The organism is Microcoleus sp. B13-B6, assembly GCF_036705405.1.
Taxonomy (GTDB): Bacteria; Cyanobacteriota; Cyanobacteriia; order Cyanobacteriales; family Microcoleaceae; genus Microcoleus.
On sequence record NZ_JAUBUJ010000157.1, the window covers coordinates 1 to 11,092 of the forward strand.

Annotated in this window: 15 protein-coding genes; 8 read left to right on the top strand and 7 right to left on the bottom strand. The window is 47.6% G+C overall.

From position 1 onward, the window contains the following. Window positions 1-346: 346 nt before the first annotated feature. Window positions 347-826, bottom strand: a complete 480-nt coding sequence (locus tag QUB35_RS36600; protein ID WP_333300324.1) for an anti-sigma regulatory factor — start codon at window positions 824-826, stop codon at window positions 347-349. A gap of 432 nt (window positions 827-1,258) precedes the next feature. Between QUB35_RS36600 and QUB35_RS36605 the strand changes: the two genes are divergently transcribed. Then, a complete protein-coding gene (locus QUB35_RS36605) occupies window positions 1,259-2,395 on the top strand; it encodes a SpoIIE family protein phosphatase (RefSeq protein ID WP_333147618.1) in 1,137 nt (378 codons plus the stop codon). A gap of 56 nt (window positions 2,396-2,451) precedes the next feature. Here QUB35_RS36605 and QUB35_RS36610 read toward each other — a convergent pair whose 3' ends face one another. From QUB35_RS36610 to QUB35_RS36625, 4 genes are all read right to left on the bottom strand, one after another. Beyond that, the gene (locus QUB35_RS36610; RefSeq protein ID WP_333147638.1) at window positions 2,452-2,778 is read right to left on the bottom strand and encodes an STAS domain-containing protein; all 327 of its coding nucleotides are present in this window, start codon (window positions 2,776-2,778) and stop codon (window positions 2,452-2,454) included. 239 nt (window positions 2,779-3,017) lie between these two features. After that, window positions 3,018-3,722, bottom strand: a complete 705-nt coding sequence (locus QUB35_RS36615; RefSeq protein WP_333147620.1) for a helix-turn-helix domain-containing protein — start codon at window positions 3,720-3,722, stop codon at window positions 3,018-3,020. 44 nt (window positions 3,723-3,766) lie between these two features. After that, on the bottom strand, window positions 3,767-4,315 hold the full coding sequence (dps, locus tag QUB35_RS36620) for a DNA starvation/stationary phase protection protein Dps (RefSeq protein WP_333147622.1): 549 nt from the start codon (window positions 4,313-4,315) through the stop codon (window positions 3,767-3,769). Window positions 4,316-4,385: 70 nt separating this feature from the next. After that, complete coding sequence (locus QUB35_RS36625) at window positions 4,386-4,646, bottom strand: ParB N-terminal domain-containing protein (RefSeq protein ID WP_190733544.1); 261 nt, start codon at window positions 4,644-4,646, stop codon at window positions 4,386-4,388. A 63-nt stretch (window positions 4,647-4,709) separates the two neighbouring features. Here QUB35_RS36625 and QUB35_RS36630 point away from each other — a divergent pair, with 63 nt between their 5' ends. The 4 genes from QUB35_RS36630 (at window position 4,710) to QUB35_RS36645 (ending at window position 7,762) form a co-directional block, all read left to right on the top strand. Beyond that, window positions 4,710-4,841: a hypothetical protein gene (locus tag QUB35_RS36630; protein WP_333147624.1), complete on the top strand. Its 132-nt coding sequence runs from the start codon at window positions 4,710-4,712 to the stop codon at window positions 4,839-4,841. Between the two features lie 423 nt (window positions 4,842-5,264). Continuing rightward, the gene (gene iscB, locus QUB35_RS36635) at window positions 5,265-6,551 is read left to right on the top strand and encodes an RNA-guided endonuclease IscB (RefSeq protein WP_333147626.1); all 1,287 of its coding nucleotides are present in this window, start codon (window positions 5,265-5,267) and stop codon (window positions 6,549-6,551) included. A gap of 72 nt (window positions 6,552-6,623) precedes the next feature. After that, window positions 6,624-7,094, top strand: a complete 471-nt coding sequence (locus QUB35_RS36640) for a type I restriction enzyme HsdR N-terminal domain-containing protein (protein ID WP_333147628.1) — start codon at window positions 6,624-6,626, stop codon at window positions 7,092-7,094. Then, complete coding sequence (locus QUB35_RS36645) at window positions 7,091-7,762, top strand: hypothetical protein (RefSeq protein ID WP_333147630.1); 672 nt, start codon at window positions 7,091-7,093, stop codon at window positions 7,760-7,762. The genes QUB35_RS36640 and QUB35_RS36645 overlap by 4 nt, the downstream gene beginning before the upstream one ends. A gap of 76 nt (window positions 7,763-7,838) precedes the next feature. Here QUB35_RS36645 and QUB35_RS39330 read toward each other — a convergent pair whose 3' ends face one another. Both QUB35_RS39330 and QUB35_RS36650 read right to left on the bottom strand, forming a co-directional pair. Beyond that, window positions 7,839-7,925 (bottom strand): hypothetical protein, encoded by an 87-nt coding sequence (locus QUB35_RS39330; RefSeq protein ID WP_445252015.1) that lies wholly within the window; start codon window positions 7,923-7,925, stop codon window positions 7,839-7,841. After that, window positions 7,888-8,346, bottom strand: a complete 459-nt coding sequence (locus tag QUB35_RS36650; RefSeq protein WP_333147639.1) for a DUF1345 domain-containing protein — start codon at window positions 8,344-8,346, stop codon at window positions 7,888-7,890. Before QUB35_RS36650 ends, QUB35_RS39330 begins: the two co-directional genes overlap by 38 nt. A 369-nt stretch (window positions 8,347-8,715) precedes the next feature. On the opposite strand from QUB35_RS36650, the gene QUB35_RS36655 reads away from it, so the two are divergent. From QUB35_RS36655 to QUB35_RS36665, 3 genes are all read left to right on the top strand, one after another. Next, window positions 8,716-8,970 carry a hypothetical protein gene (locus QUB35_RS36655; protein ID WP_333147632.1) on the top strand — a complete coding sequence of 85 codons (255 nt, stop codon included), beginning with the start codon at window positions 8,716-8,718 and terminating at the stop codon, window positions 8,968-8,970. A gap of 82 nt (window positions 8,971-9,052) precedes the next feature. After that, window positions 9,053-10,126, top strand: a complete 1,074-nt coding sequence (locus QUB35_RS36660) for an Hpt domain-containing protein (protein ID WP_333147634.1) — start codon at window positions 9,053-9,055, stop codon at window positions 10,124-10,126. A 227-nt stretch (window positions 10,127-10,353) separates the two neighbouring features. Continuing rightward, window positions 10,354-10,818, top strand: coding sequence for a Fur family transcriptional regulator (locus QUB35_RS36665; protein WP_333147636.1), 465 nt, complete (start codon window positions 10,354-10,356; stop codon window positions 10,816-10,818). The last annotated feature ends 274 nt before the right edge of the window (window positions 10,819-11,092 follow it).

Below are 11,092 nucleotides of genomic sequence, written 5' to 3' on the forward strand. Positions count from 1 at the left end.
TTGAAAGTGGGATGGGCGTCCCGCCCGTCTTTTTTGGACGGGCGGGACGCCCATCCCACAATAACAATTAAAATTGTAAGTTATTTAATTCGCGATCCTAAGCCAATAGGGACTCTCACCGAGATTACCTCCTTTGCGAGTTAATCTGCTTCGGACGGCAGTGCCATAATATTTTAGGGTAATAAGTACGGAAGAACCGGAAATACCGATGCTATGGGAACTGCCAGTATCTAGCGAAGCAGTCAAATCAAAAGATCATAAGCTGCGTAGCCGCTTAAGAGTCACCCTGGGTTCTGAGGGAAGGGTTGAGGCTACCCTCAACCCTTACCCGCTAAAAATATTAGTGTTATTTTCGAGCGTCGATACAGGGCGAATAATTTTTGACCATCGACAAACAGTTCCGTCCATCAGCCATTCTCTCGTAACTAATACTGTCTGCGATGTCTTTGATCAATTTTAGGCCCCGCCCGCCCGGAGAGTGAACATCGACTTTTTCCGAAATATCTTGGATTTTTTTCTCTAAATCAAACGGATCGCCCGAGTCCCAAATTTTAATCTCTAAAGATTCAGCGAATACCGCCACCTGAATCTCCACAGGCAAATCCGCTGGTTTGCCCTTGTGGGCGTGACGCACCGCATTCGTAAAGCCCTCAGCCAAAGCCAACTGACACCTGATCCACACACTTGTAGGAATTCGCGAGTCGTACAATTGTGCAAACCACGACAAAACCCAGCTTAATCCATTCAGACCTGTATTGACTTGAAGATCCGCTTTTTTTAGCATCGGCAACTTTTCGGAACCCTTTAATTCAATCACGCTCACCACACAAGTTCTTCATCGGCCCGTGGGCAAAATACAACGAGACAAAATACAACCAGATAAAATACAACGAGACAAAGTATAACGGCGGCAAAATTGAATGGTAGTTTGAGGATACTAGCTTTGGTGGGCCGTCGATCGATGTCTAATCCACTAATCGGTTAGCCACTATACCATAAATAGCATTTTCATGTCAACCAGCGCCTGTGGGAAATAAAAGTCTATAAAAATTTATATTCTGAGTATAAACTGAGTGAAGTTCGATCGCGCCAAATTTCTATCAAATTTTAACGTAAATTGAACTCAACGACCCGCCCTCAAAAGCAATTACCTCGAAAGCGATGTCAATCAACTATACTCAATCTCAGACAAGGGCGCTGACAGGATATATTTTAAATGACCCCCAGACCTTGAAAAACTTGTAGTACCTAAGTGCCCATGTTTCAAATTCTGGTTATTGACGATGATACGGCTGTTCAAGAACTGCTGAGAAGAACCCTGAAAAAACAGGGTTACGAAGTAACAGTAGCAAGCAATGGCGAAGACGGTGTAGCCCAGGCGCAAAAATTGCGTCCGGCCCTGATAATTTGCGATTGGATCATGCCGCGCTTGACCGGCATCGATGTCTGCCGTCGAGTTAAGGCAGATCCGGATCTGTCAACTACACAATTCTTTTTGTTGACTTCTTTGGGTTCGATCGCCGATCGAGTCAAAGGGCTCGACGCAGGTGCCGACGATTTTATCTCCAAGCCGATCGAACTCAACGAGTTACAGGCGAGAGTACGCGCGGGATTGAGGCTGCACCAACTCAGCCGAGATTTGAAAATAGCCAAGCAAAGTCTGGAAGCCGAGTTAGCCGAGGCCGCCGAGTACGTGCAATCGCTGCTGCCAGATCCGATGACGGAACCTATCAGCATCGAAGCAAAATTCATTCCCTCCCGGCAGTTGGGGGGAGATTGCTTCGACTACAACTGGCTAGATGCCGATTATTTGGCGATTTACTTGCTAGACGTAGCCGGTCACGGTTTGCGGGCGGCGCTGCCTTCGGTGGCCGTGCTGAATTTGCTGCGATCGCGCACGCTCCCAAACATAGACTACTACAAACCCAGCGACGTTTTGCGCGCCCTGAACACCACCTTCCAGATGAGCTACCAAAATGACAAGTATTTCACCATCTGGTACGGCGTTTACAACCGCATTTCTCGCCAGCTAGTTTATGCCAGCGCCGGCCATCCACCAGCCGTCTTGATTTCCCAGTCCCCTGCGAGCACCGCTAAAATCCAGCGATTAAAAACCCCCGGAATGCCGGTCGGGATGTTCCCCGACGCCCCCTATGTCGATAATTGCTGCGATGTCGAGGATTTGAGCACTCTCTACATCTTTAGCGACGGGGTATACGAGATCCACCAACCTGACGGCAATATCTGGGGGCTTGACCCTTTCATCGACCTGTTAGCAGCTTACAACGGTGCAAGTGCCGACCAGTTAGAGCTGGTTTTGAACTACATTCAAAAGTTGAACGCTAAAGCAGTTTTTGATGATGATTGGTCTTTACTCAAGGTAAACTTTGGCTAGCTGACTTCTTGCATTGCATCTGCGACCAAATAGCAAGAAGGCAGCAGCCCAAAGATTTAGTTAGTTGAGAGAATTTTGCTATTAAAAGCATCGCGGTTCTGAAATATCTCGAAAACTCGATCCATACTGGTGAGTTCAAATAAGATGCGGATTTGCTCGTTGATAGAACAGACAACTAATTGACTCCCAGCGGCCCGGACTGTTTTGAGTGCCAAGACTAAAGCGCCCAAACCAGAACTATCCATAAATGTCACATCAGTGAAGTCTATCAATACCACATCAGCTCCCGCTTCCACTAGGTCGCTAATCTCTTGGCGGAATTGACTTGCCTTGGTGCCGTCTAAAATGCCAGAGGGCTGAATAATTTTAACTACAGGACTCATATTTTGCGGTGGGAATGTCAGAATTTCTAGCCAGACTAGGCTAGTATAGCTGCGAGATGGACTCCGATCCAAATAAGAGAGTGGGAAAGCGCCAGAGCCTGAGAGCGGGAGAATAGTTTTGAGTGCAAAAGATGGTGTTCGTCGCGGATCGTAACGCCGATCGCAGTCGCAGCGCTTCGCCGGGAGTGAATTTTGAGATAGGGACAATCTTTGTTCTGCCGAATGCCTTCTGGTATTAATCAAACTGGGCTAACTTTGGCGCGGTAGAGCAGTTTTTCGCCTTGTCTGTAGCCTGTGTAGCGGACTTTGACGGGTTCTCCGGGCTCGGCTGTTCCTTCCATGAGCTGATGCTCTTGGGGGTTGTAGGGAATCTGGACTCCGACTGGGGCGATCGACTCCACTCCCCAATGCTCCAATAACTGCTCGACGGGCCGCAGCAAGGGCAGTAGTTTCTGAGCCCGCAAGTTGTGATTTTCCTGAGCTTTGCTCGCAGCCGTCGGCCACTGCAACATCCAAGATTCTAAAATTTGCACGCTAGATAGCTGGAATTCCTGCATCAAAGATTCTCGCTGCTGTTCGATCGAAGCTTGCAGGCGCTGATATTCTTGTTCTAGGGCTGTCGGTGGTGCCTTTTCTAACTCTACATAGTTTGGCGCCAAGGTTGCGAGCAGTTCGGGTAAGGAAATTTGCAAAGCTTGACTAATTTTGAGCAGGATGTCGGCTCGGGTTTGCAAAGCTAAACCGCGACGCAGGCGACTTAGCTGGATCTCGGAAACTCCTGCTTTTTGGCTGAGTTCTCGATCGCTCGAAAGCCCCGCCTGTTCCATCAGGCGTTGCAGTTGAAGAGCATAATCTGGAATATTGGCAGTCACGAAAAACTCATCCAAATTAATAAATGGACATATTCTCGATCGTAAACTGTCACGAGCCTTAAGGAAATACATCTGTGGGGCGGGCTCGGGCGCCCACCCCACAACTGTTTTTGTGGCTATTTGACGGCAACTTTTTCGGGGGCGGCTGTTGCAGTTGTCGCAGAACCTTGCAAATGCGCTTCTAGGAACCACAAACGCTTGTCAATTGTCCGCGAAATTTCGGTGTAGAGATCCGCTGTATCGGCGTCGCCGAGTTCGTCTGCTTTGCCGATGGCGACTCGCAGGTGTTGGGCGTAGGGCGCGTAGCGATCGGCCAAAGCCGTCACATATTCTTTCCCGTCTAAAATGTCGAAAGGAAACTCTGGCAGGATGGAATCTGCGGCTGCTGTGCGGACTGTTCCTACAGCCAAACCGCCCAAAGCTGTGACCCGTTCGGCAACCAAATCGATGTATTCTTCGAGTTCTGTTGCCATTTCGTCAAACAGCAAGTGCAACTGGTAGAAGTCCATGCCTTTAACGTTCCAGTGAGCTTGCTTAACTTGAGTTTTTAAGTCCAGAGTCGTTGCCAGCGTGGCGTTGAGCAGCCCGACTACTTGAGAGCGGGTGGCTGCTGACATATCGATGCGGGTAGGGTAAAGATGTTGTTTGTGGTTGTTGGTAGTCATAGGTTTTTAGCTTGTTATTAGTGATGGTCGATCGAATATCTTTGCCTGTCGTGAATTTCTGTTGAGAGGCTCAGGCTAGGTGCATCTGCAACACGGCACGGGGAGCTCGGCGTACTTTACAGCGGATAGTTTCTAAACCGAGACGCTGGCAAGCTTCGTAGCGGTGGCAGCCGGAAAATCCGTAATACTGTCCATCTACTTCTAGCACGTCGATGGGTTCGTTTAAACCTACCTCGCGGATGGATTCCATGAGGGCGGCGACTTTGGTTTGGTCGTTGACTCGCGGCAGGGGGCGGCGAATCTGGTTGAGGGGTATTTCTTCGATCCTCATGGCGTTGGTCTGTTTTGCTTCTTGTTAAATCATACTCGTAATGACTTCGTTTTAGCAATAAAAATGTCAGGAAATTTTGAGATTGGCAGAAGGGGGGCGTGCGATCGCCCGTTTGCTGTAGTGTCGGGGAATGGAGGGCGATCGAATGCGAGTGGGAGAATCAGCATGAAAATTTCTGTCTCATCAACTGGGTAGCTCAATTGATTATCCGTGTCTTGACATTCTCATCAACTGGGTAGCTCAATTGATTATCCGTGTCTTGACATTTGAATGCGGTAATTTGAATCCCCTCAAGTTATAATTTTGTTAGGCTTTGCCTAGGACAATTGTTAATTTACTGCATAACAAATAAATTCGCTGCGATATAATGCCGTAAACTACCCGCCGCTAATTCGGAGTACCGAATCTAGCGGGGGCTTTTAAGAGAAGCCCAGAGTTTACCCGACTAAGTACCTTGTGTACTTCGTTTTAGAAGCCATCACACCTACGGATACGAAGCCAGTCTGTAGCTCTGTGGTCAACGATTAAACAGACATATCGGGTCGAAGTCAGTGTCGTTGACGCGACAAACTTCTAAAACATTGTCAAGGCTAACATTACCCGCAAGGAGACTCACTCGTGAGTAAAGTTTTCGTTCTGGACACCAACAAACAGCCTCTCAATCCTATTCATCCAGGTAGAGCGAGAATGCTGTTAGCTCAAGGGAAAGCTGCTGTACTTCGCAGCTATCCCTTCACACTAATACTGAAAGAGGAGGTGTTAAATTCTCAAGTTGAACCACTGCAAATAAAGATCGATCCGGGTGCCAAGACCACTGGAATAGCGCTGGTCAACGATACCACAGGCGAAGTTGTTTGGATAGCTGAACTACAACATCGTGGCTTCCAAATTCGGGATGCTTTAACTTCACGCCGTCAATTACGACGGTCACGCCGTAACCGTAAGACGCGATATCGCAAACCACGCTTTCTCAACCGCACTCGACTAAAGGGTTGGCTACCACCCTCTTTAAACAGTCGCGTTGCTAATATTTTGACTTGGGTTAAACGACTATCTGCACTGTGTCGAATTACTGCCATTTCTCAAGAATTGGTCAGATTTGACACACAACAGATGGAAAGCTCCGAAATTAGCGGGGTTGGTTATCAACAAGGAACTTTAGCCGGATACGAAATTCGTGAGTTTCTTCTTTCCAAGTTGAACAGAACTTGTGCTTACTGCGGTGTAAAAGAGACCCGACTTGAGATTGAACATATTCAACCTCGGTCAAAAGGAGGTTCAAACCGAGTCAGCAACCTGTGTTTAGCCTGTGTCCCTTGTAATCAGAAAAAGGGTAATCAGGATATCAAAGACTTTCTCAAAGGTAAACCTGACTTGCTCAAACGAATCTTGGCACAAGCTAAAAAACCCTTGGCTGATACGGCAGCCGTTAATGCGACCCGATGGAATCTGTACGAAAACCTTAAAAAAACAGGCTTACCTGTTGAAGTTGGCACAGGGGGTCGCACAAAGTACAACCGCACGATTCGAGGTTTAGACAAGACGCATTACTGGGACGCGGCTTGCGTGGGAGCATCTACTCCAGAACGGTTAATCACAAAGGTCGTCAAGCCCTTACTGATTGCCGCTAAAGGGCATGGAACCCGTCAGCAATGCCGCACAGACAAGTTTGGTTTTCCAGTTCGTTATTGTTCTAGAACCAAATTCCACAAAGGTTTTCAGACAGGTGACATTGTAAAAGCCAATGTTACCTCTGGGAAGAAGGTTGGGACTTACGTGGGTCGAGTAGCTACTCGTGCCACTGGAAGTTTCAACATCTCAACAACCGATGGGCTAGTTCAAGGAATTAGTCACAAATACTGCATACACATTCACAAAAAGGATGGCTACGCTTATGTTGCCTAGACCCCGCCCCCCTTTTCCTCCCACCACCAATCTGGGTACAGATATGGTGGGGGTTTCCAAGGGGGAAGAAAGATGATAAAAACATTCCAATATCCCGATATTATTGTGACCAGTCAAGATGGCGAATATCTAATGCTTGTTGAGGTAAAATTCAAACACATCAGTATCGCTAAAAGTGCTATTGAACAGCTTAAACATACTATGGCATCTATTGGTTGTTCAGTTGGACTTGTCGTAGCTGGTGAGCGTGTGATTCTCCTCCGCGACTCCTTAGAAAAGTATAATGGTGAGTCAATTTATGTAGTTGGTGAAGCGCAACTTCCAGATTCTTTGCTACCACCTGCAGATGAGCAATGGAAGGGAAACCCTGCGAGTGAGTTTGAATCGCGAGTTCAGCGATGGCTTGAGAAACTGAAGCTGACTGCCAGTATGGACAACTTCCCAAATGACTTAAGAAACCTACTTGGCGAACAAATAATCAGCCTTCTCCGAATTGGCGAAGTGAGGGCTGCTGGCCCTAGATGGAGTAAGAGTGCAAAGTGAAACCCAAAGCAGTTTTAGTGGAAACAAATTGGGTAGTGGATGTTATTGCTCCAGCACACTTGCAAAGTCCACAGGCTATTCAGTTGCTCCAACGTGCTCAGGCTGGTGAGTTTAAGTTATATGTGCCTGCAATATGCCTTACAGAAGCACGTGAAACCGTACCTCGAAGGTTTTCCCCACGCTCTCGCTCTGATGATTTACGCAAATTTGTGAGATGGGCAACAGATGAAGGTCGAGTGACCGCTGAGGATGCGGATGCAGCACGTCGGGTATTTGCTCTATTTGATGGATTAGTGGCAAATGAACTGACGAAAGTTTCAGAACGATTGAATGACTTAGCGAACCATCCTAGTCTCAACGTCTTTCCGCTTTCAGAGCCAATGCTGGAGCGCCAAATATCTATCGGTGCAATGGATGATCTCTCCCTTAAACCCTATGACTTAGCTGTTTTGGCGGCTGTGATAGTTAAATCTGAAGAATTACAGGCAGAGGGGCATCCCTGGGTTGGTTTCTGTGAGCTAGACTCCGATCTTCAACCGTGGGACAAATCCGGTGCCCGGAAACGTGTTCTTAGCGATCTCTACGATGATGTCCGAATATTCGTGTACGCAAACTTCCTACTAGAAGATGTAAGTGAGCTTCCCGATGGTTGGACTACTTCAATTTAGCAATTACCACCTAACTATTATTAGGATGAAAGTTTCCGCATCATACTCTAAATCATACCACTGCTACTTAATCCTCTCAACTCAATCCAGCAATAATATTGACGCTCATAGCCAGAATAGCGGTGTTAAAAAAGAACGACAGCACGCTGTGAAAAAGGACCAGATACCTCGTGGAACGAGAAGTGCTCTGCACGTCTGCAACGCCGGCAAGTCATGCCAATACCAAAGGAGAAATATAAAAAATCTTTGTAATCTGCTTCCTCGTCGCCCGGAAAATCCAAACCCTCCGCCTGTAAGTAACTGCCGTGCTGCTTGCTGCGGTTTTTGTAGTAGCTGCGGGCATAGTGCATCGTGAAGATAGTGTGTACCTGCATCCAAGACCCAACAATTGTTAGGACAGAAAGCCCCAAGTGCAGAAATAGCAAATTCGGCAACAGGCCTTTGGGATCGCGCAGCAAAAAGAAGATGGCTAACAAGCTAGCACAAGCCGCTGCCACGATCGTACTTAAGATTGTTAAGTGGCCAGCATCCAACTGCTGAGCGTGGTGGCGCATCAATTCGGGAGTGCCTTGCAGCATCAGCATCCAAGTCAAAATCAGGAAACTGACGGCGCCCGCGTTCCAAATGCACAGCGTCCGAGTCAGGGGAGATAGTCAGGTGGCAGCAACACAGCAACTGCCATAGCAAAGAGAAAAGACACAAACAGGCGGTGCCGGACGCTCCAGACCCAGTGCATTTTACATTGGGAAACATTTTTCACAGTAATCTAGTGTAATTTACGCACAGTAAGGGTTAGAGAATCCCAACTACTGCTATCTTGGCAGGAAATCCCAAAAAGTAACTATGAATTGGCAACACGCAGCACAGGCAGAATTTTTCATGCCTTTCGATAGATCGATCGACCTCAACGTTCTAGGTAGAGTGGGAGAAAAGATAAATTGTGGCTTGAAATTATGGCATCCTCCCAACCCCTCAAAGGCCTTGAATTGATCGACTGCGCCAAAGCTAACGCCCAACAAGGAATCGCCACAGCCGCGAAGCTCTGCGGCTACGGAAGCGACCTCAACACCTTCGAGCGGGAACTGAAACAGGCTTGCCAAGACATCGGCGTCGAAGTCAAGGAGTTAAACGACTTGATTACGACTCAGCAGATGATGAAACAAGGAATGGGTATTGAAGTCGCTCCAGATACTCCCTCAGAACTCTAGGCTCAATCTCCACCGCAGCAGTTTGAGAGCTAAGATTGCCCTCACACCCGTATTTTGAGTCTGCTAGCTGAGGCAGGCTAGAATGTTTTGCATGGGAGCTTCCGACTTTTGGCAGGAGTCGTGTTTCCTCCCGCGAAGAGGGTGCTTTCTGGAGGGTGCACAGATTGTTAGGAGGACTGTCGTGTCAGATCAGCAAGACCGAATTATGCGTTTGTTTATAGAGGAGGCTAAGGAGCACCTCGATACTCTAGAAAATGGTTTAGTGGATTTAAAGTCCACGATGAAAGACCCCGAAAGCGTCCAAGAGATGTTTCGAGCCGCCCATTCCGTGAAAGGAGGGGCGGCTATGCTTGGCTTAGATAGTATTAAAACAACCGCTCACCGCTTGGAAGATTGTTTTAAGGTGCTCAAGGACGGGCCCGTCAAGCAGGTTGACCAAACGGCAGAATCCCTATTTTTAAAGGGAGTTGATACGCTTAAGGACTTGCTGGGGCGACTGGAGGGGCCTTTCGGCTTGAGGAATGAGGAGGGAGAAAAACTTGTGCAGCAGGTGATGCCTGTTTTTGCTCAACTCGAAACTCACCTCGATAAATTGGCGTCGGGCAAAGTGCAGGCGGTTGCTGCTGGGTCTGGTGCGCCCGCCGCTCCAACAGCGGGCGCTGTGCCGCCCAATTTTGCTGTTGAAGTCATGACTTTACTCAAAGAAATGTTGCAGGTGTTCAAGCAGAAAGAATCGGCTGCTAGTCGCTCTGAGTTGACGGCTGTGTGCGTTCGCCTCTATAAGTTGGGAGGTAAAATTGAGACTTGGCAAAATTTAGTAAAAACAGCTAGAGCTGCGATCGTTAATCCCAAAAACTCTTATAAAATCTTAGCTCCGTTGATTATCAAAGAACTCAAGGAAGCTGGCGATTTAGTACAAGTGGGGAAAGTCAAGACGATCGTTCCGAGTAAAAATTTGCTACTTTTGGCAGCAAGCCCAAAACCAGCAGAGGCAAGCCCCCCAGCCGTTCCAGCAGCCCCAGCAGCAGCCTCGAAGCAAGTAGCACTTCCAGCCGAACCGAAGGCGGTAGTCAAGCTTTTGCTCAAAACTTTCAACAAAAAGCAACTCTCGGAAATCGCCAAGTTATTGGTTAACGCCATCAAATCCTCGAACTAGGAGTTTTGGCAGTAGAAGATAGAATCAAAGCAATATTTCTGAGGGGGATAATTGTCTGGGGGTGCTGGCAGCCGGAGTTGAGCAGCAACTAGAAAAAATTCACTCACTCGATATTTTTGCCTTCTACCTTCTACTGTTGGGCAACCCTGCGTTAGAATTAGTGGATATGTAGGCGTGCAATATTGTACCAGAATAAAAAATCGAGCAGGCTTTATAAGGCGGTAGCTGTGAAACCAATTAGTTCATTAGAAGATGCTTTAAACCGCTGTCAGGCGATGGGAATGCGCTTGAGCCGCCAGCGTCGATTTATTCTAGAACTTTTGTGGGAGGCAAAAGAACACCTCTCGGCTCGCGAAATTTACGATCGCCTCAACAAACAAGCGCATTCGATCGGGCATACTTCTGTGTATCAAAATCTAGAAGCTTTGTCGAAAGCAGGGATTATTGAGTGCATAGAACGCTCGGAGGGACGCTTGTACGGCAATGTCAGCGACTCTCACTCTCACGTCAATTGTCTTGATACGGCTCAGATTCTCGACGTTCATGTGGAACTGCCGATCGACTTGATCGAGCTAATCCAAGAGCAAACGGGTGTCAAAATTGTAGACTACCGGATAGATTTCTACGGATATCGATCTGCCGAGTCCGCCACGCAAGCATCGAGTGTCAGCGATACGCCACAGGCTTCGTAACTGATAAAGCAGCGGCTGTTGGACGCAAAACCGATATTTGTACAAGGTCGATCGGTGGTATAAAATGATTTAAGTATTTAGCTGGGTTCGATCGGTTTTTTTTGCCGTTGCGCGCCGGAATTCGGCACAGTAGAAAAAAACAGAAAACAGAAAAATGAAACTCGATCGGCAAGTTTGGCGATCGGGAATAAAATTTACGACTAAGGATCGCGAATTAAATAACTTACAATTTTAATTGTTATTGTGGGATGGGCGTCCCGCCCGTCCTTTTTGG

Coding starts and splice junctions, on each gene's coding strand:
- QUB35_RS36605 (WP_333147618.1), top strand. CDS start 1,259: ATGTTTCAAATTCTGGTTATTGACGATGATACGGCTGTTCAAGAACTG.
- QUB35_RS36610 (WP_333147638.1), bottom strand. CDS start 2,778: ATGAGTCCTGTAGTTAAAATTATTCAGCCCTCTGGCATTTTAGACGGC.
- QUB35_RS36615 (WP_333147620.1), bottom strand. CDS start 3,722: ATGTATTTCCTTAAGGCTCGTGACAGTTTACGATCGAGAATATGTCCA.
- dps (WP_333147622.1), bottom strand. CDS start 4,315: ATGACTACCAACAACCACAAACAACATCTTTACCCTACCCGCATCGAT.
- QUB35_RS36625 (WP_190733544.1), bottom strand. CDS start 4,646: ATGAGGATCGAAGAAATACCCCTCAACCAGATTCGCCGCCCCCTGCCG.
- QUB35_RS36630 (WP_333147624.1), top strand. CDS start 4,710: ATGTCAGGAAATTTTGAGATTGGCAGAAGGGGGGCGTGCGATCGCCCG.
- QUB35_RS36640 (WP_333147628.1), top strand. CDS start 6,624: ATGATAAAAACATTCCAATATCCCGATATTATTGTGACCAGTCAAGAT.
- QUB35_RS36650 (WP_333147639.1), bottom strand. CDS start 8,346: ATGCTGATGCTGCAAGGCACTCCCGAATTGATGCGCCACCACGCTCAG.
- QUB35_RS36655 (WP_333147632.1), top strand. CDS start 8,716: ATGGCATCCTCCCAACCCCTCAAAGGCCTTGAATTGATCGACTGCGCC.
- QUB35_RS36660 (WP_333147634.1), top strand. CDS start 9,053: ATGTTTTGCATGGGAGCTTCCGACTTTTGGCAGGAGTCGTGTTTCCTC.